General features: G+C 37.9%; 43 protein-coding genes. 8 read left to right on the plus strand and 35 right to left on the minus strand.

Translation table 11 applies throughout. The features are described from left to right. Window positions 1–46 precede the first annotated feature (46 nt). The 6 genes from RWP09_RS06140 to RWP09_RS06165 form a co-directional block, all read right to left on the minus strand. On the minus strand, window positions 47–232 hold the full coding sequence (locus tag RWP09_RS06140; RefSeq protein ID WP_050253775.1) for a hypothetical protein: 186 nt from the start codon (window positions 230–232) through the stop codon (window positions 47–49). Further along, window positions 223–2031 carry a minor capsid protein gene (locus tag RWP09_RS06145; RefSeq protein WP_314435341.1) on the minus strand — a complete coding sequence of 603 codons (1809 nt, stop codon included), beginning with the start codon at window positions 2029–2031 and terminating at the stop codon, window positions 223–225. The genes RWP09_RS06140 and RWP09_RS06145 overlap by 10 nt, the downstream gene beginning before the upstream one ends. Further along, window positions 2000–3427 (minus strand): phage portal protein, encoded by a 1428-nt coding sequence (locus RWP09_RS06150; protein WP_314435344.1) that lies wholly within the window; start codon window positions 3425–3427, stop codon window positions 2000–2002. The genes RWP09_RS06145 and RWP09_RS06150 overlap by 32 nt, the downstream gene beginning before the upstream one ends. A gap of 11 nt (window positions 3428–3438) precedes the next feature. Then, entirely contained in the window at window positions 3439–4695 is a 1257-nt protein-coding gene (locus RWP09_RS06155) for a PBSX family phage terminase large subunit (protein WP_084865329.1), read from the minus strand. Continuing rightward, window positions 4685–5131, minus strand: coding sequence for a terminase small subunit (locus RWP09_RS06160; protein WP_314435352.1), 447 nt, complete (start codon window positions 5129–5131; stop codon window positions 4685–4687). Before RWP09_RS06160 ends, RWP09_RS06155 begins: the two co-directional genes overlap by 11 nt. A 1406-nt stretch (window positions 5132–6537) precedes the next feature. Beyond that, window positions 6538–6984 (minus strand): ArpU family phage packaging/lysis transcriptional regulator, encoded by a 447-nt coding sequence (locus RWP09_RS06165; protein ID WP_054392814.1) that lies wholly within the window; start codon window positions 6982–6984, stop codon window positions 6538–6540. Between the two features lie 127 nt (window positions 6985–7111). Between RWP09_RS06165 and mazE the strand changes: the two genes are divergently transcribed. After that, window positions 7112–7297, plus strand: a complete 186-nt coding sequence (mazE, locus tag RWP09_RS06170; RefSeq protein ID WP_314435361.1) for a type II toxin-antitoxin system PemI/MazE family antitoxin — start codon at window positions 7112–7114, stop codon at window positions 7295–7297. 39 nt (window positions 7298–7336) lie between these two features. Here mazE and RWP09_RS06175 read toward each other — a convergent pair whose 3' ends face one another. The 21 genes from RWP09_RS06175 to RWP09_RS06275 form a co-directional block, all read right to left on the minus strand. Next, window positions 7337–8119 (minus strand): phage antirepressor, encoded by a 783-nt coding sequence (locus tag RWP09_RS06175; protein ID WP_314435364.1) that lies wholly within the window; start codon window positions 8117–8119, stop codon window positions 7337–7339. A 5-nt stretch (window positions 8120–8124) separates the two neighbouring features. After that, window positions 8125–8358 (minus strand): hypothetical protein, encoded by a 234-nt coding sequence (locus RWP09_RS06180; RefSeq protein ID WP_314435367.1) that lies wholly within the window; start codon window positions 8356–8358, stop codon window positions 8125–8127. Next, on the minus strand, window positions 8351–8584 hold the full coding sequence (locus RWP09_RS06185) for a hypothetical protein (RefSeq protein WP_138701689.1): 234 nt from the start codon (window positions 8582–8584) through the stop codon (window positions 8351–8353). Before RWP09_RS06185 ends, RWP09_RS06180 begins: the two co-directional genes overlap by 8 nt. A 153-nt stretch (window positions 8585–8737) precedes the next feature. After that, entirely contained in the window at window positions 8738–8917 is a 180-nt protein-coding gene (locus tag RWP09_RS06190) for a CopG family transcriptional regulator (RefSeq protein ID WP_125409080.1), read from the minus strand. Between the two features lie 2 nt (window positions 8918–8919). Continuing rightward, window positions 8920–9057, minus strand: a complete 138-nt coding sequence (locus RWP09_RS06195) for a hypothetical protein (RefSeq protein ID WP_166736852.1) — start codon at window positions 9055–9057, stop codon at window positions 8920–8922. Window positions 9058–9474: 417 nt separating this feature from the next. Then, on the minus strand, window positions 9475–9792 hold the full coding sequence (locus RWP09_RS06200) for a MazG-like family protein (RefSeq protein ID WP_314435383.1): 318 nt from the start codon (window positions 9790–9792) through the stop codon (window positions 9475–9477). Continuing rightward, window positions 9789–10049 carry a DUF1372 family protein gene (locus RWP09_RS06205; RefSeq protein ID WP_314435386.1) on the minus strand — a complete coding sequence of 87 codons (261 nt, stop codon included), beginning with the start codon at window positions 10047–10049 and terminating at the stop codon, window positions 9789–9791. Before RWP09_RS06205 ends, RWP09_RS06200 begins: the two co-directional genes overlap by 4 nt. Further along, window positions 10046–10240, minus strand: coding sequence for a hypothetical protein (locus RWP09_RS06210; RefSeq protein WP_314435389.1), 195 nt, complete (start codon window positions 10238–10240; stop codon window positions 10046–10048). The genes RWP09_RS06205 and RWP09_RS06210 overlap by 4 nt, the downstream gene beginning before the upstream one ends. Next, window positions 10240–10440 (minus strand): hypothetical protein, encoded by a 201-nt coding sequence (locus RWP09_RS06215; RefSeq protein WP_314435392.1) that lies wholly within the window; start codon window positions 10438–10440, stop codon window positions 10240–10242. Before RWP09_RS06215 ends, RWP09_RS06210 begins: the two co-directional genes overlap by 1 nt. Continuing rightward, entirely contained in the window at window positions 10440–10970 is a 531-nt protein-coding gene (locus RWP09_RS06220) for a DUF1642 domain-containing protein (protein WP_314435395.1), read from the minus strand. Before RWP09_RS06220 ends, RWP09_RS06215 begins: the two co-directional genes overlap by 1 nt. Before the next feature lie 11 nt (window positions 10971–10981). Further along, window positions 10982–11497, minus strand: a complete 516-nt coding sequence (locus RWP09_RS06225; protein WP_314435397.1) for a hypothetical protein — start codon at window positions 11495–11497, stop codon at window positions 10982–10984. Continuing rightward, window positions 11494–11826, minus strand: coding sequence for a hypothetical protein (locus RWP09_RS06230; RefSeq protein WP_314435400.1), 333 nt, complete (start codon window positions 11824–11826; stop codon window positions 11494–11496). The genes RWP09_RS06225 and RWP09_RS06230 overlap by 4 nt, the downstream gene beginning before the upstream one ends. Window positions 11827–11839: 13 nt before the next feature. Further along, a complete protein-coding gene (locus RWP09_RS06235; protein WP_314435402.1) occupies window positions 11840–12049 on the minus strand; it encodes a hypothetical protein in 210 nt (69 codons plus the stop codon). A gap of 199 nt (window positions 12050–12248) precedes the next feature. Continuing rightward, window positions 12249–12671, minus strand: coding sequence for a single-stranded DNA-binding protein (gene ssb, locus RWP09_RS06240; protein WP_314435404.1), 423 nt, complete (start codon window positions 12669–12671; stop codon window positions 12249–12251). Between the two features lie 3 nt (window positions 12672–12674). Beyond that, window positions 12675–13298 carry an ERF family protein gene (locus RWP09_RS06245; protein ID WP_314435407.1) on the minus strand — a complete coding sequence of 208 codons (624 nt, stop codon included), beginning with the start codon at window positions 13296–13298 and terminating at the stop codon, window positions 12675–12677. 11 nt (window positions 13299–13309) lie between these two features. Further along, window positions 13310–13783 carry a siphovirus Gp157 family protein gene (locus RWP09_RS06250; protein WP_314435409.1) on the minus strand — a complete coding sequence of 158 codons (474 nt, stop codon included), beginning with the start codon at window positions 13781–13783 and terminating at the stop codon, window positions 13310–13312. 126 nt (window positions 13784–13909) lie between these two features. Further along, window positions 13910–14086 (minus strand): hypothetical protein, encoded by a 177-nt coding sequence (locus RWP09_RS06255; protein ID WP_314435411.1) that lies wholly within the window; start codon window positions 14084–14086, stop codon window positions 13910–13912. Between the two features lie 105 nt (window positions 14087–14191). After that, the gene (locus tag RWP09_RS06260; RefSeq protein WP_000196747.1) at window positions 14192–14335 is read right to left on the minus strand and encodes a hypothetical protein; all 144 of its coding nucleotides are present in this window, start codon (window positions 14333–14335) and stop codon (window positions 14192–14194) included. Window positions 14336–14345: 10 nt separating this feature from the next. Further along, on the minus strand, window positions 14346–14669 hold the full coding sequence (locus RWP09_RS06265) for a hypothetical protein (protein WP_314435440.1): 324 nt from the start codon (window positions 14667–14669) through the stop codon (window positions 14346–14348). Between the two features lie 2 nt (window positions 14670–14671). After that, a complete protein-coding gene (locus tag RWP09_RS06270) occupies window positions 14672–14983 on the minus strand; it encodes a hypothetical protein (protein ID WP_061759964.1) in 312 nt (103 codons plus the stop codon). 79 nt (window positions 14984–15062) lie between these two features. Then, on the minus strand, window positions 15063–15347 hold the full coding sequence (locus RWP09_RS06275; protein ID WP_314435445.1) for a helix-turn-helix transcriptional regulator: 285 nt from the start codon (window positions 15345–15347) through the stop codon (window positions 15063–15065). A 104-nt stretch (window positions 15348–15451) separates the two neighbouring features. On the opposite strand from RWP09_RS06275, the gene RWP09_RS06280 reads away from it, so the two are divergent. Next, entirely contained in the window at window positions 15452–15676 is a 225-nt protein-coding gene (locus RWP09_RS06280) for a DUF2188 domain-containing protein (RefSeq protein WP_061438993.1), read from the plus strand. On the opposite strand, the gene RWP09_RS06285 is transcribed toward RWP09_RS06280, so the two are convergent. The 6 genes from RWP09_RS06285 to RWP09_RS06310 form a co-directional block, all read right to left on the minus strand. Then, window positions 15673–15855: a hypothetical protein gene (locus RWP09_RS06285; protein ID WP_023947987.1), complete on the minus strand. Its 183-nt coding sequence runs from the start codon at window positions 15853–15855 to the stop codon at window positions 15673–15675. The two genes, RWP09_RS06280 and RWP09_RS06285, sit on opposite strands and share 4 nt — an antisense overlap. A gap of 185 nt (window positions 15856–16040) precedes the next feature. Then, complete coding sequence (locus tag RWP09_RS06290) at window positions 16041–16319, minus strand: HTH domain-containing protein (protein WP_314435451.1); 279 nt, start codon at window positions 16317–16319, stop codon at window positions 16041–16043. Window positions 16320–16666: 347 nt separating this feature from the next. Then, on the minus strand, window positions 16667–17020 hold the full coding sequence (locus RWP09_RS06295) for a transcriptional regulator (RefSeq protein ID WP_119941763.1): 354 nt from the start codon (window positions 17018–17020) through the stop codon (window positions 16667–16669). Between the two features lie 41 nt (window positions 17021–17061). Then, window positions 17062–17289 carry a helix-turn-helix transcriptional regulator gene (locus RWP09_RS06300; RefSeq protein WP_015973623.1) on the minus strand — a complete coding sequence of 76 codons (228 nt, stop codon included), beginning with the start codon at window positions 17287–17289 and terminating at the stop codon, window positions 17062–17064. Window positions 17290–17301: 12 nt separating this feature from the next. After that, window positions 17302–17487, minus strand: coding sequence for a helix-turn-helix transcriptional regulator (locus RWP09_RS06305; RefSeq protein WP_314435459.1), 186 nt, complete (start codon window positions 17485–17487; stop codon window positions 17302–17304). A gap of 356 nt (window positions 17488–17843) precedes the next feature. Beyond that, window positions 17844–18098 carry a hypothetical protein gene (locus tag RWP09_RS06310; protein WP_314435462.1) on the minus strand — a complete coding sequence of 85 codons (255 nt, stop codon included), beginning with the start codon at window positions 18096–18098 and terminating at the stop codon, window positions 17844–17846. A gap of 206 nt (window positions 18099–18304) precedes the next feature. Here RWP09_RS06310 and RWP09_RS06315 point away from each other — a divergent pair, with 206 nt between their 5' ends. After that, entirely contained in the window at window positions 18305–18994 is a 690-nt protein-coding gene (locus RWP09_RS06315; RefSeq protein ID WP_314435465.1) for a hypothetical protein, read from the plus strand. Window positions 18995–19246: 252 nt separating this feature from the next. Here the strand turns inward: RWP09_RS06315 and RWP09_RS06320 are convergent, their stop codons facing one another. Next, a complete protein-coding gene (locus tag RWP09_RS06320) occupies window positions 19247–19390 on the minus strand; it encodes a hypothetical protein (RefSeq protein WP_001861566.1) in 144 nt (47 codons plus the stop codon). Between the two features lie 159 nt (window positions 19391–19549). Here RWP09_RS06320 and RWP09_RS06325 point away from each other — a divergent pair, with 159 nt between their 5' ends. The 5 genes from RWP09_RS06325 to RWP09_RS06345 all read left to right on the plus strand — a co-directional run bounded on the left by RWP09_RS06325 (window position 19550) and on the right by RWP09_RS06345 (window position 23599). Then, a complete protein-coding gene (locus tag RWP09_RS06325; RefSeq protein ID WP_399553570.1) occupies window positions 19550–20362 on the plus strand; it encodes a S24 family peptidase in 813 nt (270 codons plus the stop codon). Between the two features lie 18 nt (window positions 20363–20380). Next, entirely contained in the window at window positions 20381–21241 is an 861-nt protein-coding gene (locus RWP09_RS06330) for an ATP-binding protein (protein WP_314435471.1), read from the plus strand. A gap of 27 nt (window positions 21242–21268) precedes the next feature. Then, complete coding sequence (locus tag RWP09_RS06335; RefSeq protein ID WP_314435474.1) at window positions 21269–21622, plus strand: STAS-like domain-containing protein; 354 nt, start codon at window positions 21269–21271, stop codon at window positions 21620–21622. Continuing rightward, window positions 21615–22181: a PIN domain-containing protein gene (locus RWP09_RS06340; RefSeq protein ID WP_314435478.1), complete on the plus strand. Its 567-nt coding sequence runs from the start codon at window positions 21615–21617 to the stop codon at window positions 22179–22181. The genes RWP09_RS06335 and RWP09_RS06340 overlap by 8 nt, the downstream gene beginning before the upstream one ends. Window positions 22182–22453: 272 nt before the next feature. After that, window positions 22454–23599 carry a site-specific integrase gene (locus RWP09_RS06345; protein ID WP_314435481.1) on the plus strand — a complete coding sequence of 382 codons (1146 nt, stop codon included), beginning with the start codon at window positions 22454–22456 and terminating at the stop codon, window positions 23597–23599. An 87-nt stretch (window positions 23600–23686) separates the two neighbouring features. Here RWP09_RS06345 and eno read toward each other — a convergent pair whose 3' ends face one another. After that, window positions 23687–24991, minus strand: a complete 1305-nt coding sequence (eno, locus tag RWP09_RS06350) for a surface-displayed alpha-enolase (RefSeq protein WP_000022813.1) — start codon at window positions 24989–24991, stop codon at window positions 23687–23689. Between the last annotated feature and the right edge of the window lie 118 nt (window positions 24992–25109).

Consider the following 25109-nt stretch of genomic DNA (forward strand, 5'->3'; position numbering starts at 1 on the left):
CTAAGCATAAGAAAAGCACTTAGATTTCTCTAGGTGCTTTGGTACGTTATACTGCATAATCAAAACCGATTTTTAATTTAATAGTGTCAAATAAATCTAAAACAGACTTAGGAGTGTTCTTCTTAAAAGATACACGAGGCATATCTTTGTCTGGATAAACTTGGTCAACCCATTCATCGATTTGATTATAAAAAATTAACAACTCTTTACTTGGGACAGCCATTACTTCCATTTCAATACCTCCTTAACTTTTTTCAACAACACTTTATCAGTTACGTTATCACCTATTACCCCGATTTCTGCTACTAGTTCATTGATATTATTATGATACAAAAACGCATTATAAGCATTCAAACTAATATCTTTCAAATAGCTTCGGTCAAGAGATTGCTGTTGTTTGACATATGCAATTAGACCTGAATTTAATTCCATCATTGCTTGTTCAATACTATTATAACGCTTTTTATTTGCTTTGTAAAACACTTTTGCAGAATCCCAATGCTTTTTGTGAGTCAACTCGTGAATAATTGCATCTTTGATATTTTTCGATGCAAAAAAACCATCCGATAAAATATTTTTGAATTCTTTTTCTGAATTAAAAGTGTCACTCACAAATAAAATATCTTGTTTATAGTCATATCCTGCTAAACCAGGTAATTCTGATTTTTTTAAGAAAACAACTGTCGGTTTTGAGTAGTCAGGTAATTCACGGAAAACTTCTTGAACATTTGCTACAGCATCTCTAATTTTCTTAGTACGATCCTGAACCCAAAAATCAAACTCGGTTCCGCTAAGTTTTTGAGCATTCAGTCGGATATCATCTCCAACAACGAAAGACCGGTGTTTTGCCATTAAATCAATTGAACTCATACCCTGATTATACACCTTTTCCCCGTCTTTCGCAAACAGTTTTTCTTTAATCGCTTCCCCTTCACGCTCCCAACTTGCAAAGATTTCATCCAGAGAACGTTTCTCTTTTGCCATTTTTACAGGGGCGTTATTTAGTAATATATCGAGATACGGACTAATCTGTTCTTCTTCTGTCCTGTCAGTCTTATCAGTCTTATCAGTCTTATCAGTCTTGCCTTTCTTATCAGACTTAACTGCAGGTCTGATAGTAGAACGGCAACGAACATGAAAAGGCGGTGCGGTTCGCCCTGGTTCATATTCTTTAACAGAATGAACCTCGTGATTTTCTGACTGGCAAATCTCACTTGTACGACTGTCTAATACCGCTACGATTTCGTAGTGGTCGCCACCTAATTCCTTGATAGTATCTAGCGTCGCAAGATTGTTGTAAAAGGTCGTCTCAGTCCTGACAAGCGTATCTGCTCGATGATAGGCGACTCCTGTACGCTCAGAAAGAGCCCTAGCCATTCTATCAATAGACCAACCGCCTGTTAGGCCTTTATTCAGGACATCACTGATTGCCTTATAAGCAACTTCTTTATGAACCCAAACATTTTCAGAAAAGGTCCTACCACTCCAGTTACTAGCCATCTTATGCTTTACTGCATCGACACCCAATATTGGTTTCTCTATGATTCCGAAGTGTGCCAAGTTCTTAGCTTGATGGATTTTACCTTTGATGTAGACGTCACTCAGAGCCTCTGTGACCTTGTCATGTATGCCGTCTGGCTTTCCGTATAGTTCAGCCGTTAGACGTTCAATTTCGGCAAGCAAAGCCTCCTTGCGACTAATACGATGGCGATAACCCAAGGCGTCCAACAGTGGTGTCGGTGTGTCAGGATTTAAAGCCATCTCACGGAATCTTTCAAGAGTTACATTCTTAAACTCTCTACGCTCTTTATCTGTCAGATATTGCTTGGCCTCTGCGTGAGTCATTTTATTATCAACTGCATATCTGGCATAGAACTTCTCTATCTCAGAAACCAGCTGGTGTTTATAATCTGCTAAGGATTGACCAATCTGTGCCATGTACCTATCAGCTACTATCTGAGCGTTGTGCTCCTGTTGTAAAGCTCGCTCAGTCCAATACTCATCTATCTTTTTCTTGTTCTCGGTCGTCATGGTCATCCTCTACCTTTTTGAAATTGGTATGAGAGTATGGATCTTGTCCTTGTTCCTGTTGTTCTTTCAATCGTTCCTCAACTTGAGGTTGATACCATGGATGTTGTTCACGAATACTTAGGTCGTCTAAGATGCCGATTGAGTTTACACAATCTTGAATAGCTTCAGACTCATTTGAAATGATGTCACGGTTAAATACATAAGTAAATTTAGATGAATCAAACGCTACTCCTTTGTTAGCTGCATACTGTTCTACGAACCAAAGGAATTGCTTGATACCTTTTTGAAACTCATTTTCTAGCTCGTTACAGTCTAAATCAAGATCTGTATAGCGCCATTTAAGAGCCTGACCGCTGGCATTACCTAGATTGTCATCTTGGGTATCAATGGCTCGTGCAGCCTCATACAAGAACTTACGAGAGCGTTCAATATCTGCTTCAACTCCGCTAGTATCATTGTCTGCTTGCAGGGTATCTACACCACCATCACTAGAAACTTTGATAGAGCGGAACTTATTCAGATTATTCATGAACTCGCCCAAGTCTGCGCCCTGATAGTTTTTCAAAACATAAATCAACTTCGGCATATCTGCCAACATATCTGCGTTAGTAGACATTTGAAGTTGAATATTATCAATCAGAGACTTGGTTTGGACTAAAAGACCGTCCTCATACTCGTTGTAACGGAATGGAATCAGAGGGACTTTCTCCCAAGTATAAGGGATCCGTGTGCCGTCTGCGTTGACATAATAAAAATTCCCCTTAGTCTCCTTGGATAGTGGGTTGAGTTCCAGGTGTGAACCTGTCCAGATATAATCTGTAATTCCTTGTTCGTCGTAGTATTCTACAAAGGTTTTGGTCTTCTTCACTCCGCTTTCGTAGACCGCTTGATTATAGACACGTACAAAGGCAGAAAGTTCCAAATGACGCTCGTCTTTCCAGAAAGGGATAATCTGTTCACTTGGGATTTTAAACAAGCGTAGACGGCCATTCTCGTCGTAATAAGGCAAGCCGTAAGCTATTCCTTTCATCACCGCTTCCTTACCGAGTGACTTAATTGTAGATAAAAGGTCCTCATCAAACACGCTATCTAAAAAATCTTGTGATTCTTCTCCTTCAAGAGAGATGGTAGGTTGTTTAGAAAACAAATAACCGACCTTCTGGTCTACCAACTTCTTGAACAAACCCAATTCAATCCTTGAGTTCGTCCGCCAGTCAACATCCACTTTTTTCTTTCGAATATCCGTTTGGTTTCGGTAATATTCGTAAGCCTGTTTCATCGTGCTTACTTTCTCAGAACCCTGGTGTTCTTTTATCTCAATCTCTAGTATTTCATTTTGGGTTGTATTCTTAATCAACAACCGCCTGATTAACCATTTAAACCAATTACTCAACATTTCTCCTTCTCCTACCAGAACGATATTCCTGGCTGTCTCATATCGTCTTCAAACGCATATCTTGTAGCGTCGATTGTGTGGTCATTTACTTCTTCTAGCTTGGGTTTGGGATTGCCATCACGGTCAACTGCATAGTCAGCACTTTCGAACTCTCGTGCAATGTTTGGTGTGCGTTCTGGATCTATCACAATCGCATCCAAATCATCTAACCAGCGTTCTCCATACTCACGACTATCAGGACCTTTCTTAGCACCTTGAACAAGCGGAATATTCAGCTGCAGTTTTAACTCATCAATCGACTTAGGTTCTGCGCTATCACAGGTTATCATCTGAGATTGATAGCCTTTCTCACGGATTCTTTCAGCCAATTCACGGTTGCTAATCTTCACGCCATAAATCTCATCGATAGCATAGATAACACGTTTCTTCTTGTCGTAATGCCATCTTACAAAAGCCAGAGGGTCGTTTGCATATCCAAAGTCGTTACCTTGTCGAATATTATCAAACCTCGCTATCTCCTCGTCTGTAATCTTGCGGAATACCAGATTTTCAAACGGTGCCACACCCGAACCGATAGCCTCGCCCAGATACTCCCAACGGTAACGCTTCTCAGAACGCTCTCTCGTGGCCTCTGCTTCTTCTATAAAGGCTTGGGATATATATGGGTTGTCCAAGTAAGTTGAATGGTGTACGTGGGTGTTTGGAGGCTGTATAACGCTCTCGTATTTTTTATTTACCCAAGACTGTTTTCTTTTTGGAGGATTGTAAGAGTAAAAAAATTTATAAAAAAGACCATCAGCCAATTCTCCACGTAGGAGTGAGTTGGTGATTGTCTTTACTTCATCTTCAGTTTTAAACTCAGCTAACTCCTCAATCCAGCCTATCGCAAATGGAAAGCGACTGTCTTTCAAGGATTTGATACGCTCTGGATCTTGCGCACCACGGAAGATAATATAATTTCCTCTTGGGATATAGGTTATCTTCAAAGGGGACTTATTAATCTTAAATAAATGGCTGACCCCTTGCTCACTAATCGCCCATTTCAATTGCTCGTAAACCGATTGTTCTAGGGTATTATCTGTCTTACGAATACATACGGCATTGACTGGATAGCGCATAATCAGTTGAATGATAGTGTGTCCGAGGTCGCTTGACTTACCAGAACCACGCCCACCTTTCTCAACTACATGTAAGATTTTAGGGTCAAACGCTGCACGCCACATAGGATAAAAAGCCTTTGGGATAAATTCGCTCATTCTACGCTTCATCGCCAACTCCTATATCATCAACGAATTGAACAGCCGAAGACATCTCGATTTCTTTTCTCTCTAAATATGCTCCATTCACTTTGAATATATGGTCCAGAGAGCGTTGTCTTTCTTCAATTGTCGGAGTAAATTCATAAGTCGTTTCCGATACCTCCACGCCTTCAGCGGTCTTTACAGTTTTTTTAGAATACCCTTGTTGAGTTTCCCCTCTAGCGATACTAGCAGAGATTGCCAAGGCTTCTACGATTGACATCGAACGTTCGTCAAAAAGTTCTTCAGTGCGTTTTTTAATGTATTCAGAAATCTCAACATTTTTCAACAATCTTTGCCCTATGCTATATGCCGTTTTCTCTGAGTAACCCACCTTAATAGCGGATTGTGTTGCGTTTCTGCTGATGATGTACTCATCTGCGAATCGTCTTTGTCTTTCATTCAATTTTCCATCACCACCTTTCGACAAAATAAAAAGCCACTCAAAGAGTGACTGTATGCGGTAAGTGGGTGCCTCCCCCACCAGAGCCTTATATAGCGCTACTTTATCTCTGTCCTACAGGTTAATCAGACTAAATCTAATTACCGCCCTGTACCCCTATTGTGATAGCTACTCACAGAGATACAATTGGAACGACAGGACTCGAACCTGTGACGTCTCAATTCCCTAAACAGGACTTAATCCGTCTACCATATATCCATTAACCAGCATGAGACTACTGCTTTAAACGAGTGACTTTTGATAACTTATAGTTTATTATCTTGTCCACAAATATTCCTACTTGTATCACTCATGCACGATTGGTTAGACCAATCACTCCTTACATCACAAACTACTAAGCCATTTTTCAATTAACGAAGACCCCGCTAAAAGTCTAAGCTGCTTTACTCTTTGACTTTACTCTTATCCTTGCGAGACTTGAGTAGGCAATCTAATTGCCGAAGTACACTTTCGTTTGTGACGGGCGATGACTTTTGCTTTTTTGAGTTTTTTCTATCTTGAATAGCTTTTAAAATATAAAAATCATCTTTTCATCTATCACAGACACGCATCGCCATGTGTTTCATTCTCTTTTGAAGAACAAAATGCACAGCGCCTGCTTGTTATCGATTGTTTTGCGGACAATCGACTCACCTTACATACTTTTGGGAGGCGCCCAATTTTTGTAAGATATGGTATTAAGCTCTTGTTGCACCTCGAACCAAATACCTCTTTCATCTTATAGACTCGTCTCACAGCCAAACTGCCACGTTTGCATTTCCTCAGCACCTTGCCGTTGGAATCTCCCTGCTTTAACTTCGCCTACCTATTCCAAAACTGAAATAGTTAAGATTAAATTGCTTAGATTGACCATTGCTGGCAGGATGTTTGATAGATTTAAAAACATCCTTTTCCTGAGTTACCACAGATTATCTAGGCTAAGCCCTAAAAATGCAAGGCGACTACTACCTTGCGTGTTAATTAGTAATCAATTTGAAAGTTTTCCTTTTTTTATTTTTTTGTAGTCATTTAAAACCTCTAGCGGAATCAAACCGCCTAGCTTATAACTTACCTAGGATATAAGTAGCTACGCAACCATGCGAGGTTCGGTCACTTCTGCAACCATTTTTAAGTTAATGAGTGATATATGAATGCTAAGCCAACTGCCTACCCCATTCTGGGACACAAACACTCAAACGGCGATGCCCGGAATCGAACCAAGGGAAACATAGGAGAGAAACCACTTACCTGTCACCGCCAAAACGAGGCCGAAAACCTCGGAAATAAAATGAAAAATATAAGGAGACGTCAATTGACCTATCACTTGACAATACTATTCTACCATGTAAAATAAGCCATTTCCTAGCAATTTACTTGCAAATATCTCCCAAAAATTTACGAAAGACAATCAGCTTACCTTTTCGATAGGCTTCCGCAAATTCCAAAGCACCTCTACTAAGCATGCGATAGAACTCACTCTCAGAATAGCCTAAATCCATATAAATTGCCTTGTCTGATAATTGGATTTTCATATCCATGTACTTCTTTGCGATAACCTGCCGAACGTATGGATCCATAATGCAGTTGACTGCTCTCTCAATCTCCAGAACTTCTGCTTCTGCATCCACATGTTCGATAACCATATTCTCTGTTGCTGTATTCTTACCAGTAAACGTCTTTGGTTCAAATGAGTAAGTCGTTGTGATTTTAGGCAAATACTCAGCGCCTGCCATTCGGACATACGAGCGATAACTCTCTAGAACGTCATAAACATTTTTCTTGGTGAATTGCACGTCAACCTTTTTTAATAACCTCACAACATAGCTCCTTTATGATATAATATTTTTATTGGGTATATCACAAAGGAGTCAGCTGTGCTGGCTTTTTTCTTGCCTTGCTCCGTTTTTAGGTGTATGCTTTAGATACAAGACAAAGGAGAAACAAATGAATACTGTTAAAACTCGTAAGGTTGGGAATTCTATCACTGTGACCATTCCGAAAACACTCAATGTTCCAGAAGGTCAGGAAATGTTTATCTACAAAGGTGTAGATAATGTCATTGTCCTTGCTCCAAAAATTCCAGACCCATTTAGTGGCGACACAGATCTACGCATGGAGAATGATTTTTAATTTGAAGCCTAGTCCTTATGGATTGGGCTTTTGTTCTACCTAAGCTACATCTTCACGTTCAATCAATGGCAGAATGCCATTGTCTTTTAAAATTTCATACAAGAAGAAGTGCCCTTTCACTGTCCATTTCGTATGCAAAGAGACATCTGGCATACCATTTTTATGTGTAATAGGATGCGGTTCAATATGTACATATCCTTTAGTATGATATTTAGCATAAGGCAGCCACACCTTCCCTTGCTTAAATATAATACCTAGGTCTTTCAGTCGCAAATTGAATTTTTTAGCACTTTCTCCATAGTTCTTAGCAATAGCAGTTGTAGAAATTAAACCCTTGTTAGCCAACATTACATCTACATAGTCTGCTTTTGGTTTCATTTCGTCTAGTTCGGATTGCAATTTACTATTCTGCACTTCAAGTTCCTTACTTTTTGTTCGTTCTGCTTTCAGAGCTTGAAAAGCTGCAATAGCTAGGTCTGGATCGTTAAGTAGCTGGTCTGTCGCATACATTCCATGCTTGCGGATAGACGGTAACACTTCACTAGTCACCCAGCGTTTAAACTCCTTAGCCTGTGGGAGCTTACTGGATAGGATGAGCGAGTAAAGACCAGACTCGTTGATGATGATAACACCTCTATTTCCAAAAGTACCGTTTTGGTAGTTTTGGCGATCTTCTTCATCTACGTGACGGTTTATATCTCGACTACCGTTTTGGTACCCCAGAATATCCGCAACATCTTTCCCGACTAGCCAAGGTTGACCCTCAATCTCTACCATACGAACTTGACCGAACTGTTCATTTTTAAAAATTTGTAATTCCATTTCCTTTATCCTTTCTTCATCTTATAAATCAACTCGCGGTTTTCAAGCATATCTGCAATTTCCGCCCAAGCCTCTGCATTTTTTTCCATCATAATATCAAGCACTTTTTTATTAGCAGGTAAACTCATAGCTTCCGCAAAGTCAACTTGATTATCTACCCAATCTTTGAACTGTTTATAAGTCCAAGGTTCTTCGTTAATTACTTCTTGCTGATTATTCAGCAGAATTACGTTATTCATTTGTTTCCTCTTCTTCTGTAAAAAAGTTAATAATAAAATTGATTAGATCATTGGCAAAAACTGCCATAAAAGTTGCCTGAACATCAAAGAATACTCTCGCCTGTTCCTCTGGAAAATGTTTTCTGACGATTGCAGCTAGAAGTGCGTCCCACTTTTCTAACTCCTCAGTCCTTGCTTCTGACCTAAATGCCATATGTAATTCGTTGATAAAATCTTGATTTTCCATGATTTTCTGTACACAAAAAGCGTACCCTTTCTATAAAACTGTTGCATGAATAAGGGTACGCATGGTATACTATATGCGTATCCTATTCATTATGAGTGGGTGCGAGGTTGCACGAAGTAATCGCTTTGGTCGGTGGAATACTTCGTGCTTTTTTTATTCCTCTAAACGTTGAGCAAGCTCTTCAACAGCCTGGATAATCGTATCTGATTTAGAAATTCCTAACTTCATAGAAACATCTGAAATCAAATCAAACTCATCCTCAGTTATTCTGACGGTCATTGATTTATTCCGCTTGCTCTCTCCCTTTAGAGGTCGCCCCATTTTCTTTGCCATAACTATCTAGTAAAATACCAAATAGCCAAGGCAAGGACAGCAATGCCAACAACACCTTGAACTTTTTCTTTCAAAGTCGTCCGCTCAATCGTAATTTCTGCACGCTTGAACTTCTTGTGGTAAAGTACATTATCTTTCATTTGCTTTTTACCTTTCCTTATGCTAGAATGAACTAAACAACAGGGTTTGGGGCTTTCGCCCCTCTCCCATTAGAATTTGATGGTTATCTTAAGGAATTTGAGGTTGAGTTCGATTGTGACCTCTTTTGCTTTGGGAAACCATCTTTTTTTCTTGTCGTGTTTAGCCATCTGCTAAGTCCTTTCTGTTGGATTTGTTAGATTTCTCAACCTTACATAGACTATTATACCATTTGTAACGCATTAAGTCAATACTTTTTGCGTTACTTTTTTATTTTTCAACAAAAAAGTTCTCGCACCCATTCATTATTCAGTTTTCAAAGAACAAAATCATAGCTTATACTTCAAATAACGCTACTACTTCCGCTAGTTTTTCAGAACTAGTGTCTAGCTCCTGACTAGCCCAAATTTCAATTGGTGTCATGTTAAATCCTCCTCTTTCACAAAGCTACCGTCTACCATCTTACCCTTGCGGTCTTTAATCTCATTCCAAGCCATCTGGAAGCACTCAGCGATAGACCAACCTTTCTGCTGACAGTAGATTGTCAGAACTACCAAAATATCGCCCACGGCATCCTTGCCCTCATCATCTCGTTTCTTGAGATGTGCCTGCGCCAGTTCGCCTGCTTCTTCAAATAGCTTCAATGCTTGGGCTGTGCTATTTTCAGGATTGTCCAACCCTCGTTCTTTCGCCCAGTGCTCAACATGATGCGCTAATAGTTCCATGTTTGTTGTCATAACATCACCTCATCCCCAACTTTCACTTTCTCATACTGCTCTCTAGTGACTACGAAAATTCCATAATCTCTGATAGTCACTGTATACAGCTTGCCATGTCGTCCTTTCTCGACGACCTTGCCGAATATTTCTGCGCCTTGATTATCAGCCTTATAGATAACCATCGGCTTCTTTTCTTCCAAATCTCGAATCTTGTCCATCTGCCAGATGTTTAGACCAGCAGATAGCAAAATCCATATTGCGATAAATCTTTTCAATCTGTGACCTCCTTGATTTTAACAAATAAGATCTTGCTGGGATTGAGCAACACAATCTCAGGACCAAGATTGATTTCAAGAAGTTGCTTGTTTTCATAACGAAATTTTAATTCATTGATAAAATCATCTCTATTTGTTTTGAATTCTATTTGCTCGCCTCCTAACCCTATGATAAACGTTATTTTCTTCATTACTCCACCTCCTCGACTTTCAATTTATTTCTTGCTTCACTTAGGTAATACCGAAAAACATCACCAACAGCCAATTTGTTAATTAATTCATCTAGTGCTTTCTTAACAATTTCAGATCTAGTTGAATATCCATAGTATAGTTTTAATGCTTCAAGGTGTGCAAAAAGATCATCGGTTAAAGTAACTGTAATTTTTTTCATCACTCCACCTCCTGCACTTCCACACCCTCGCAATCAAACACCCAGCCGAAGTCTGCTTCCTCTAGTTCTTTGTGGGTGTGGTGATATATAGCATTGCCTAAAGTAAAGCCTTTTGTAAAGAAATACCTTTCCAAAAGTTCTCCATAAACCAACGTATTTTCTTTAATATTCCCTTTAATCTTCACCAAATACCGCTTCTCTTTCTCGACCTCGTAGCCGTCCAGCCACGCTCGAGCGAAGAGGTCTTGGTTGCTCGTCTTTTTAATCCATAATATTAAATCGAAACTTTGGTTGTTTTCTTTCATAAAATTTGGATTCATAGCAGTATATAGACTAGTTGTTAAATGTTCTTTACAAACCTCAATCCAATCCGCCACAAACTGCGGAACTTTGACTGGTTGAGGTTCGTCTAGTTGTTTCAACTCTTTCAAAAAAAGTTCAACCATTGAAGTATAAGGTATAGGCTCATAAAAAGGGCTGTGTTCATTCCACAATTCTTTATACTTATTAATCAATTCCTGCTTATTCATCTTCCAACTCCTCAACTCACCTTGTGGCTTTCCAGATTTCCAAATTCTTGGCCATGATTTACAAAATATGAACCAATCAGGATAGCGTCAGCTTCATCGTCTTTAACGTTAAGGTCGAATTTATCAGACACCTTAGCAACTGCCTGCAGCTTCATCGACTTCTTGCTTCGGTCCTTGTAACTAAACTTCCAATACTTGCGCCATGTCGACACGTTCACGAAGTACACATTGTCAGCAATCAGTCGGCCAAGAATGATACCTGTCACAATTCCAATACTGATCATAGACTGCTGATTTGGTCCCATGACTGAGTTCTTCTCGACCACAATCGACTCAAAATGGCAGTCGTACTTCTGAAGCGCTCTCGATTGAATAGCTCGCAATTCACTAGCCATGAATCGCCCACGCTCAAAGAAAGACTTGCTTTTATGTTTTAAGACACCACTCTGGACAAGGTCAGAGCCGTGAAATACGGCCCAGCCTGTCGCAGTAGTTGAAATGTCTAACGATAATGTCAGAGATTTCATTGCAGTTCTCCCTTGATACCACAAAGATCAAAGAGATTCCGATTGTTATTTTCGATGAACTCAAAGAACTTCTGAAGTTCGGCCAAGTGGCGTTTCTCCCTCTTGACTCCAAGGCTTGTATGATACTCTGTCGGCGTTTCCGGTGTTACCCTGATGTCTAGCCAATAGAGAGGCTCGAACACGTCGCCACTTGTATCAAGAGAAGCATCTGCATCTGTATTTCTAAAATGCATCTGCATATCATATTCAATTTTATTGGTGATCGTGATGGTCTTGTCCACGATTTCAAGTGTGATATCTGTTCCTGGTATGTCGATTTTGTTTAGCATTTATTTTCTCCTTTTAAAAAAGTGTTGTTTGCAAAGGGTACACATCTTCAAATGGCACTCCGACTCTTAGACAGTCTCGTTTGATGTCCAGTGTAGAGATGACGTACTTGACACCATTATTTTTCTTGTCATAGTGTGGATAAGTGTAGCCATCATTTTCTATTTTTTCGATGATTTCAGACTTTGTTTCAGGACAGATTGCTGTCCAGTTGATCCATTCCATTTTTATCCTCCCACGATACCGTGCCAGAGATTAGACACTCTTTATCCAACCTGCTAGCAAGTGTGGTTCGATTGTATAGACCATGAGTTGTTTCTATGCAATCAGCATATATGTTTTTGATTTTTACAATTTTGAAAAACTCCCCATTTTTGAGGATTTTCACATAGTCTCCTTTCTTTAATTTCATGGCTACCCTTTCTTAAAACGGCAAATCGTCATCTGATATATCCATTGGATTTGAATTTCTCGCAAAATTCGGTGCTTGCTGGTCGTGGTTATCAACTGTTTGTTGACTACCATCTTTCTTAAATTCCAAAAGCTGGAAATTCTCAGCAACCACTTCTGTCACATAGACACGTTGACCTTGCTGGTTATCGTAAGTCCGAGTCTGAATGCGTCCAGTGATTCCAATCAAAGCGCCTTTCTTGACCCAATTAGCAAGATTTTCAGCCTGCTTGCGCCACATAACGCAATTGATAAAATCAGCTTCACGCTCTCCATTCTCGCTTTTAAATGTGCGATTTACTGCAAGAGTAAACGTAGCGACTGCCACATTTGACTGTGTGTAACGCAATTCTGCGTCTTTGGTCAAACGACCAACTAATACGACATTATTTAACATTTTCTAGTTTCCTTTCAATTTAGCAAGTAATATATCCGCATCTTCAATCTGCGACTGCTTAATCATCTTATAATCAACCACTCCAAGATGGTTCAAGAACCATTTAACGATAGAGCCATCCTCTTTGCCTTTTTCAACAGAAATAGCAGCAATTTCTTTCAGATAGTAGTTTGCTTTTTCAACTGAGATAACTGGGTCATTAGCTTTTTTATCTTGTTGCTTTTCAGCTTCGTTCATATCGCTTGGATATTCGTCAACATCTTTCTCTCCGATTCCAAACAACCCCTGTAGTGCATATTTGCGAGCATAAGAACTAACCGCTCCTGTCCATTGTGGTACTTGCATTTGCTGGTTCCCTGTTTTAAATACAGGAACCTTATCCAATTCCGCAAAACCAACTGACTGAAATTGTTTATCTCCGTTTGATACAATAGCGGTTGATTTTACAAAAATACGTTCCCCTACACCAAACAAATCGTCTGATACAGTCAATTCCCAGTCGGTATTGATTTCTTTAAATTTTGTATAAATATCCTCAGCATTTCGGAAAGCGTAATTTACACCTTGTTTTTTCTTTTTTTCTAGTTGCATTCTCTTTTGCAATTCTGAAAAAGCTAATTTTGTCATATCTTATCTCCCTATCTGATACTCAAGTTTTTACGTTCAACCAAACTTGCACCAATGATTTCAAGTCCGTTCTTCAAGTCCTCTTTCAAGCGTTTCTTGTCAGCTTTCCACGTTGCTATCTTGTAGGCTTCTGGCAAGACTGTTTCGTCTACCTCCACGGCTTGAGATTTTCTAAATGATACCTTGAACAGTGGTGTGTCAACACGTTCATGACCTGTCAGGCTCATGCTTGCTGAAAGAGTATCTTTCAAGTGCTCTTTCTTCCTCTCGTCTGCCTTGTTTAGTTCTGTTAAGCGCTTAATTTCATTCTTACGAGCCTCAACGTCCGCTTCAAGGTTCTTCATGACCTTAATATAGTTCTCTACCTTGGTTTCATACTCAGTTTCCCAATCGATAGAATCCAAAGTATCTAGTTTTGTTTCTTCATCCAATTCCAAGTTGTAAATATCAAGAAATTGTCCTGTCAATTCGTAAAGTGTTGCCATCGTTTCTCTCCTATGCCCCTCATTCTTCATATTTTGGGTCTATTTCCGTTTTTTATTCTTCGTTCGATAATTTATATGCCTGCTTCTTAAAATCGAATACAGGCGATTTTAGAGCCTTTTAAAAGCTCATCTTCTTCCTTTCGTCTTCTTCAAATTCCAATTTTCACGTTTTATACGTCGATTTTCGTTTTGCAATTTCAAAATAATATCCTGTTGGTTGTTGATGATTTCTCCGAGCTCAATTCCAAGATGCATATACTCAGCTCGCCAGTTGTCGATTTCTGCGTGTAGTTCCTGAATCATATTTCATCACCCACATATCGATACTGCCCACATCCAACATAGATGTACTGGCTTGGGTCAAGCTCCTCTTGCTCCTCAGGCGGCTGCATTATATCTCTGTCATAATCAAACATGAGCATACACCTTTCCAAGCTCAAGCACTCGTTTCACATATCTGGCCTTGGATGTTAGCCCAAGATCCAGCAATTCGTTTTTTTCTTCATGATTGGCCAAAAGCCATACACGGTTTTCAAGTTCAATTCTAGTCATAATCTGATCCTCAGCGTAGCACTTTCATAATCGCTTTCTTAGGTTCTGGCAAAGCTAACGGCTCTGGCTTCAAACCTTCAGGTCTTTCATTGTCAAACGTAAATCCCGGAAACTCTCTTCGAATATTCTTGCGGATTTGTTGCCGTTCAATTTTACGTCCGATTTCAATAATATTGTTAAATTCATTGACTTTCTGCGTGTCCTCTTCTTCCTGCTTGCGTTGTTTCTCAAGTTCGTGCAGTTCCATTTGTCGTACTAAAATCCCAGCTCCAATGAATCCCAAAATCACTGCGCCTGCTCCTAATAGCTGGCTAACTAAAGGTGGTTCAAACATTTTTATACTCCTAACATTTTTTCTTTTTTCATATTCTCAAGCATTTCTGATAACGTTTCTTTCTTTGTACGATAGCGATTACGACTTTTCCATTTGACGAACATGCGAAATCCTTCGTAATCGATAAATACAATCTTATGAGTTGGGTTATCGATGAATTGCTTGAAATCTGGATGTTCTCGCATTTCACCTGCCCAGACTTTTGCAGTCCCTGGAGTCAACCCTTCCCACCTCTGACAAAGATGTTTGTAATCGCCATGCGTAGCTTTTTCGTCCACATCAACTGGCTTATAAGTAATTTCTGTTTTCGGCATGCAATTTCCTCCCTTTCGTGTTATAATCATGTTGAATATTTAAGTATGCGCCTGATTGCCGTCAGGTGCTTTTTTTGTTTTATCTTAGTTCATCTGTGCTGATTTCTAATGCGTCAGCGATTTTCTTAACTGTGTCAAAATATAAATCTTTTACCACTCCATCCCTTAAACGATAGATCCCAGCTGTACCAACACCAGCTTTTAAACAAAGTTTATAAACTGTCCAATTTTTCTCTGAAAGTTTTTCAGATATTTTTTCCCAGAGCATGGTTGTTTCCTCCTTATCTGACTTTATTTTTATAGTTTTTATTTCTTTGTATGTCTTTTCACAACATATTGTGCCTTTTGTGACCTTATCTTTCAAAAAAACACCATATATTGACAAACATTGTTTTTTATCATACAATGAAAGTGTGACTAAGACCTCTCCCGTTTTAGTCAAAAATTCAACAGAAAGGAGATGAAATCATGGGTAAAAATCAGCATGTTGTCCCTGCCAAAAATGGTGGTTGGAACGTGAAAGGTGCTGGCAATTCAAGAGCAACTGTTCATACTACTACAAAGAGTGAAGCTACAAATATTGCTAGACAGATTTCACGAAATCAAGGTTCCGAACTAATCATTCATGGCAAAGATGGGAAAATTCAAAGCCGTGACAGCCACGGTAAAGACCCATTCCCTCCTAAAGGCTAGTCATAATTTGGTCTTAGCCTTACAACATATCCTGTAGCAGTGGTTACATCATCTAGTGTGACTTCTGCTATTTTTTTCGCTCCATCCTCTGTTTCAACAATTAGCCGTGTATAAAAGCGACTATCTAAAATGTTCATCAGATTTGGTTTGAAACTATACGGATATCGTCTTGGTCTCATTTCCTTCTCCTTTGTATTTATTTTTCTACCCTCTCTTTTATTTATTAAGAGAAGTAGGACTTGTTGTTAGTTAATATTTATTGTTATTTAATACTTGTTGTTAGTTAATATTTATTAGTGCCTTATTTTACAATGTTGTAAAATACAATGTTGTAAAATGCAATGTTGTAAAATGCAACTTTGTATTAAGTAATTGTGGATAACTCAGACTTCTTCATAGCTATCGCTTCATCAAGACGTTGCAACATAATTTCAAATTGAAAATCAGTTATTTTTGTATCTGAGAAGAATCTGAAAGTCTGAACTCCTCTCCCTCTGCCGAGGCTTTTTTTGACAGTCCGTAAATATCCAGCTTTTTCAATCTTTTTGAAATGCCTTAAAACCATTTCGCGGCTAATATTCAACCGTCTGGCTATTTCCTCTGGATATACAAACCAATTCTCTTTATTGCTGAGTACTACCATCAAGATGCCAATAGAAGCAGGCTCTAGGTTCGAATCTTTGAGAAAATCATTGCTGACAGAAGTGTAATCGTCAGTTGGATTCCTGAAAGATGAATTGGCAATCTAAATTTTTAAAGTCTGTCATACAGTCTCCTTTTTTATTTAGATAAGTAGTAGTTTGTTGTAAAGTTAGTAATTATTACTAAGTTAGTGCCGTAAGGCTTAGATTATTATTAAGTTAGTTATTATTATTTATTAGTTATTATTAGTGTCGGATTTTTCAACTTTTGAACTTTTCAACTTTGTAAAATTCAACTTTTGAACTTTTCAACTTTGTAAATTCAGTAAGTTGTAAATAAACCCTTTTACTATTCTGTGGATAACTCTTTTTCAAGATTGCTTACCCAATACTCCCAATAACTATCTGAAATTGGTACATCTTGAACTAAAGGAAAATTCTGGATACCTTTACCACGACCAAAGCTCTTGCGATAGATACGGATATAACCAGCCTCTTTTAACTCATCAAAAGCTGCCCTGTGAGCGTCACGACCATTCCTGGAGCGTTTGGAAAGTTCATCGATATAAGGGCGCCATGTATCTTTATTAGACATCAATACCAATAGCAACCCTTTAGCTTGTAAGCTTAAATCTGAGTTTTGAGCTGAGTGATTGTTCATCTGAGTGTAGTTCTCGTTGGTATTCCTGATTATATACTGCATACCTCATATTTAAGCCCCTTTCTGTAACCTTGCTTGTGCATTCATATCTCTCCTAAACTATGATTTAATTCGTATTTTTTACCTAAAAAAATAAAATCTTTTTTAACATTGTATAACCGAGCTAGCTTATCTAATAAATCAACTGGAATTTTAGAACTATCATGCTCATATTTCAACAGTGTTTGTTGATGTATTTGCAGCTTATCAGCAACCTCTTTTGCAGATAAATTGTAATTTGTTCTTATTGCTCGTAGCGTCATCTTTTGCACGCACTCACCCCCTTATCTTAATTCATCTATGCTGATTTCCAACGCATCAGCAATTTTGCATATATTAGGCCAAGAAAGGTATTTTACCTTTCCGCTTTTCAGGTCAGAAAAGAAGCTTCGATTAACGTCAGCCATCTTAGATAATTGATGTCCATTCAAATTTCTTTCCTGCATTATTCTGTTTAATTGTTCCCACATGTTACACCTCCAAAAACACTATATGTTGTTTAACACATATATATGATTAACAACATGTTGTGCTTTTCTGCTATCTATGTTATAATCATTCTTGACTAAGACCTCTCACCGTTTTAGTCAAAATTCCAATAGAAAGGAGGTAATGTTATGACTCATTATTGGTATAACGATCGCGTTGATACTAACAATAATCACGAAGTACATAAACTTTCTTGTAAGTATCTACCTGATACAATTCATTCCACGTATCTAGGAAAATTCGACTACAATTTTCAAGCTATGGAATATGCTAGGCAAACCGAACCCTACAAGCAGTTTGACGGTTGCTACTTTTGCATGCCGACCGAACATAACGGCTAATTTGACTGAGTTGCTTCCTGCAACTCTTTTTTATGCTCTCGATTGCTAGCAATTGTTGAACGATACTCTTGAATAAAATGGTACTTCATTGTCTCAATAAAGAACTTCCGTTCATCAATCAACATTTTCCTCAAAAATTCGCATTCTTTTCTTAGTGCAATCAATTCTTGTATTCCTTCTGCTGCTGTTTGAGTTACTTCTGCTAACTTTTCCACACCAGAAATATCAACATTAACATGTGGCTGTTCCATTATCGTTCCCCCTTATCTTACTTTCCAACGCCCTGAGTTCAATCTCATGGCTGACTTGTTTCAATAGCTTCTCACACGCTATCTTTGCTTCTCTGTACGTTGTGTTTTCGCTGATGAAGTAATCAGCAAGTTCGATGATTTTATCTTCCAATTCTAACTACCTTTCAAATGTGGTATAATCAAAATAAAACGATTGGAGAAGTATTATGATATTTCAAGCAAAAATAAACTCTTCTGTTTCTAGACCTGTAACCATTGAAGATATCTGTCCAAATTGTAAAAAACCAACCAATCCAGATCTTGTAAATTCTTCTTATTTTTCTCTCGAAGAATATAAAACAAGCTTAGTATTAACATTTAGATGCTTAGGATGTAAGCATTTCTGGACAGAGGAGTTTATAGCTACAAGATATTTCAGCATTAATTCCACCGATGAATACAGAATCGAGCATATCAAAGTAATTCCTAATCTTCCAAGCGATATACCTATATCTGACGATGTAGAGATTGTTTCTCCAATTGGTAAGCAAATCTATGTCCAAGCATTGAAAGCTGAACACGAGCAACTAGACCACATCGCAGGTATCGGATATCGAAAGGCACTTGAGTTCTTTGTTAAAGATTTCTCTATTGTTACAAATCCTGATGATGAAGAAAAAATCACTAAAATGTCATTAAAACAAGTTATTGAAAAATATATCAAGGATGAAGACCTTAAAACATTTGCGCTTGCATCTGCTTATATCGGTAATGACGAAGGTCATTACTATAGAAAAAATCCTGATAAAGGTTTTATAGATCTAAAGAACTACCTGCACGGAGTTATCCACTACATAGAAATGAAACTCAATTTTCTTGATGCTCAGGAACTTGTGAATCGTTCAAAGAAATCTTAGAATCTAGTTCATCCAACTTCTCAGCAATATAGGTCACGGTCCTCAATATCTCATTGAGGGCTGTTCTTTCTAGTTCGTTCATTCCCCTACTCCTTTCCTTTTTTATCACATCGGTACTTCACTATCTGACGGATAGTAAAAGATACAATCACAAATCCTGCTAGGATTATCAAGCCAACATTTTCATCCATTGCTTTTCACGGCAAATGATGGTACACTATCAAGTAGAGGTTGGGGCTTCTGCCCCTTTCTCTACTTTTTCTTAAGCTCTTTGTCTTTGAGCTTGTAAGCTAAGTACTGCTTATGCCAAAGACGAGCTTCGTTGATTAAGCCTAGTATCAAGATGACGGTTGTGGTGTCCTTGTTTGCTAGGCTTTTTATGATGTGTTCCATCATTTGCCTTACCTCCTTTTCCTTAAGCTTGATTTAATTATACTACGAATTAAATCGTATGTCAATACTTTTTTAGAATTTTTTCGTATTTTTTTCGAATTTTTTATTTACAAAAACGAAAATAAGCGTTATTATATAGTAAAAGAAAAAAGGAGAAAAAGAATGGCCAGAGGACGAGGAAAGTTAACTCCTCAAGATAAAGAGGATATGAAAGTCTTTTCTGCAAATCTTAATGCGATTTTGTCGGATAGGAATTGTAAGCAAGTTGAATTGTCAAGAGCAACAGGCATACCTGCTAGCACTTTAACAGGCTATGTAAAAGGAACTTCTTTGCCTATACCTGGAAATGTACAAAAGATAGCTGATTATTTTGGAGTATTAAAATCGACTTTAGATCCGAGGTTTGCAAGTGAAGATTCATCTATTGAAATTACCCCTACCACTTCCCCCATCCAATCCATCTACGACCAACTAGCACCGCCTAGACAAGGCAAAGTCCTGACCTATGCCGAGAGGCAACTGAACGAGCAGAAAAACGAAGAAGAAACGAAGAAAAACGAAGTATCGGAAGTTATCAGCTTGTATCAAGTTGAGGTAGTATCTGAGACGGCAGCAGCTTGTGGATTTAACTATGGATTTGGTTACGACGATACAGATAGAGAGACTATAGAGGTTGACGAGCAGCCACCACGCCACGATATTGCTACTAAGGTCAGCGGTGATTCCATGCAACCTGACTACCAAGACGGAGACATTCTCTATTTAGTAGATAAAGGATTGACCACCTACAACGGCGACTTGGCAGTTATTGCATACGGAGACCGTTCTTACTTCAAAAAGATATATACCGAAAACGGACGCTTACGCCTCGTATCGCTCAATGACAAGTACGAAGACATCATCCTAGACTTCCCACCAGCCGAAGACACACACATCAAGATTTTTGCAGTTGTCGGGGTGTATAGAGGGGAATAAAAATAAAGGAGTGAAATAATGGAGCATTATATTCATATACCTAGAAGTTTGAATTTTGAGTTTAGAAACATCTCTAAATTTTATAGTCAATACTCTGACATTAATGAAGTTCTTGAAAAAAATGATATTATACGTCTCAATTTTAGAAACACGAATTTCATTAGCGGAGAAATGACTGTGTTATTATCTATGGTAGTAGAAAGCTTACATAATAGAGACTATGATGTTCAAGCCAATTACAAATTGTTGCCTAAAAGTACACAGAATCTGTTATCGCGAAATGGCTTTTTTAAACGATATAAATTAGCTCCAGGATTATCAGATAATAAAAATACAGTAATCCAATTATCTAAGATTCCTTGTAAGGATGAGGATGCTGTCGATGAGTACATTGAAAATAAGTTTCTTGCAAAAATCGAGTCTGAAATCGAACCTATTTTTCGTAATGAAATTTCTATTTTCATTTTCGAGCTAGTACATAATATTCTAGAACATTCTGGTGCAGATAATGTTATAATGTGCGGACAGCACTACCCAAGCATAAATAGAATACGTTTTGCTATTGCAGATACTGGAATTGGCTTACCAAATTATATTTTAAGTAAAAAAAGCTTATCTAGCGAAAAAGAAGCTATTGAATGGGCTTTTACAAAAGGAAATACAACAAAAGAATTAGAATCTGACACAGATAGTGGAGTCGGGTTGGCTTATATACAAGAAAAAATATCAAAAAAAGCATCTATGAAATTATTTTCTAATCATTCGTATTTTCATATCAAACAAGATGGAAGTTTGTCTTATAAAGAATTAAAATACAGTATGTACGGAACATTAATTATCTTTGATTTTGATATCGAACAATGTAATAAAATGTTATAATGAAAGAAAGAAAATGGAGGAAAGAATATGGAAATAGTAAATGTAAAAGAGGTTATTGGAAGTAAGTTAGCAACTAGTAGTGATAAAGGTTTACTTCTCTATACAATTTTGGTAGAAAAAGTATCCAATAGAGAACCAGTAACAGTTGATTTTTCTGATATAAAAACTGTTATCCCATCATTTACAAATAAAGCGTTTGGAAAACTTTTTGATGTAATTAATTTAACAGAATACAAAGATTTAATACGATATAATGAGGATATAAATGAGCTTTTTATGGATTGTATCAATTACTCAATAGAAAATAGTACTACAAAAAGAGAACAGTACAAAGCAGAAATGAATAAAATGTATCAAGAAATAGAGGAACAAAATGCCTAATCTTAATTTTGTAAAAGCTACTATAAACAATCTTAATTCAAGACTTCCTCGTAGGGATATCCTAGTTGATACAAATGTCCTTTTGGATTTGTTTGGTGGCGAAAATAGATTTAGATATGATAAGCTTTGGGAATATTCGTTAGAAAATGACTTGACTTTATATGTCACAACATTAACTATTTCTGAATATATCAATCGAAAATGTCGTAATGCATTTGAAGTTTATCAGGAGAATTTGTCTATTCGTGAAGAAAATGGAGAAAGCATCGATGATGTAGAGTTTGAATACAAACGAGGATTTCAAAAGACATCTGAATATGAGAGTGTTTTTAATGAGAGTTTAAAACAAGTTGAGATTATATTGAACGATGCTAAATTGATAAACATAGATCATAATGAACTAAAAAATATAGAACCAAGTAAGTACAACCTCAAAGATTACAATGATGCAATTTTTTATTATTTGGCAACAAAATATTCTTTTGGTATTGTAACTCATGACAGGGATTTTCTCGAATCTCGAGCGCCTTTAATCGTTTATACAAATTTAAACAATTAAAAATCCTCACGCTCTTCAAATATTACATATCGTTGGAATAAATTTATTTTTATGATATAATTAAGTTACTTAGAGGTTTACCCTCATATTTTTAAACTTTGAGCCTTTGCGCTCCAGGGAAGTAGCTTAATTGTTACTTCCCTTTTCAAAACCAAAAAAATCCCCACGCTCTCCGACGGCCATCTTTGAGTGTGAGGATATCCTGTATAGTAAACGGCATTAAAAAGCCTGCTTTACTATACCCATTTTATCAAGAAATGAGGTGAAAATCAATGTGGATGGAAGAACTTTCCAACGGAAAATACAAATTTTTTGAGCGATACAAAGACCCTTATACCGAGAAATGGAAAAGGGTGTCTGTAACCCTTGACTCTGGATCAAGCAGGGCAAAAAAAGAAGCTCAGAAACAACTGGACGAAAAGATAGAATCCTTACTGCAAAAATTGACTACTGCTTCTGCTCTGTTTCATCCAGTCTTCGAAGAATGGTGGGAATTTCACCAGAAGCAAATTAAATTGAGTACGTATAAGACTATGTTAGCTACCTACAACCGAATATCCGATAAAGTTGAACTAGGTACTAAATTGGAAAATATGGATGTACGGCTGGTTCAAAGATTGATTGATACTGAAGAATGGACATATACCCAAAAATACCGTGTCAAATCAATTCTAAACGTCTTCTTTGACTATGCTATCGACCAAGGTTTTATCGAAAATAATCCTGCTAGGAAAGCGAAATTGCCTAGAAAGAAACAAAGCTTAGAGCAGATGAAAAACGCAAAAGATAAATATCTAGAACCAAAAGAATACAAGGCTATTTTAAAAGAACTCTATCGAAAAGATATTACATTACGATACGCCTTGGCATGTGAGTTTATGATCCTGAACGGTTGTCGTGTCGGTGAGTTGGCTGGTCTTACGATAGACAAATATCACAAAGATAGTAAGACATTAGATATCCATACTACATTCAATCGATACATTCCAGACGATGATGGAACTAAGACTTTTGCCAGCTTCAGGACGACACACCTCACAAAAAGAGAGATTGAAATACTTGATAAAATGATTGAATTAAATCGTCTAAGCGAAACAACCGATAAGAATTGGCATAAAAGTGACCGCATCTTTGTTACAAATACAGGTAAGCCTGTTCATAGTTCTATCCTAAGCAAGTCCCTCCAGCGAGCAAATGAACGCCTAAAGAAACCAATTCCTAAACATCTATCACCTCACATCTTCAGACATACTACTATCAGCATTTTAGCTGAAAATAAAATCCCTCTAAAAACAATCATGGACAGGGTTGGCCATTCTGATTCTGAGGTCACCACTTCCATCTATACCCACGTTACAAAGAACATGAAAGATGAAGCAATCAATATACTGGACAAAGTGATGAAAAAGATTTTTTAAAAAGTTTTGCCCCTTTTTTGCCCCCTAAATACAAAAATAGCCCTTCGGATAAAATCCGAGGGGCTAGAAACGTTGTTAAATCAACGATTATTTTTTCAAGTTGTAGAATGATTTCAATCCACGGTATTCAGCTACTTCACCAAGTTGATCTTCGATGCGAAGCAATTGGTTGTATTTAGCGATACGGTCTGTACGTGAAAGTGAACCAGTCTTGATTTGTCCTGCGTTAGTTGCAACTGCGATATCAGCAATTGTTGAATCTTCAGTTTCACCTGAACGGTGTGATACAACTGCAGTGTAACCAGCTTCTTTAGCCATTTCGATAGCTTCAAAAGTTTCAGTAAGAGTACCGATTTGGTTAACTTTGATAAGGATTGAGTTAGCAGCACCTTCTTGGATACCACGTGCAAGGTAGTCAGTGTTTGTTACGAAGAAGTCGTCACCAACAAGTTGTACTTTCTTACCAAGACGTTCAGTAAGAGCTTTCCAACCATCCCAGTCGTTTTCATCCATACCATCTTCGATAGTGATGATTGGGTATTTGTTAACCAATTCTTCAAGGTAGTCGATTTGTTCTGCAGATGTACGAACAGCAGCACCTTCACCTTCAAATTTAGTGTAGTCGTAAACTTTACGTTCTTTATCGTAGAATTCTGATGAAGCACAGTCAAATCCGATAAATACGTCTTTACCTGGAACATATCCAGCAGCTTCGATAGCAGCAAGGATAGTTTCAACACCGTCTTCAGTTCCTTCGAAACGAGGAGCGAATCCACCTTCGTCACCTACGGCAGTTTCCAAACCACGTGATTTAAGGATTTTCTTAAGAGCGTGGAAGATTTCAGCACCGTAACGAAGAGCTTCTTTGAATGTTGGCGCACCAACTGGCAAGATCATGAACTCTTGGAAAGCGATTGGAGCATCAGAGTGAGAACCACCGTTGATAATGTTCATCATTGGAGTTGGAAGAACTTTAGTGTTGAATCCACCAAGGTAGCTGTAAAGTGGGATTTCAAGGTAGTCAGCAGCAGCACGAGCTACAGCGATAGACACACCAAGGATTGCGTTTGCACCCAATTTACCTTTGTTAGGAGTACCGTCAAGAGCGATCATAGCACGGTCGATAGCTTGTTGATCACGTACATCGTAGCCAATGATAGCTTCAGCAATGATGTTGTTTACGTTGTCAACAGCTTTTTGTGTACCAAGACCACCGTAACGAGATTTGTCACCGTCGCGAAGTTCAACTGCTTCGTGTTCACCAGTAGAAGCTCCTGATGGAACCATACCACGTCCGAAAGCACCTGATTCAGTGTAAACTTCTACTTCAAGTGTTGGGTTACCGCGTGAGTCTAGGACTTCGCGAGCGTAAACATCAGTAATAATTGACATTTTTTACTCTCCTTATGAGTTAAATTTTTTACACCTCTATAATACCTTAAAACCCCTCCTTTTTCAAGAAAAAACGTTATCTTTGTGCAAATTTTCCTTAACTTTATAAAGTAATCGC

The organism is uncultured Streptococcus sp. (assembly GCF_963521255.1).
Lineage (GTDB): Bacteria > Bacillota > Bacilli > Lactobacillales > Streptococcaceae > Streptococcus.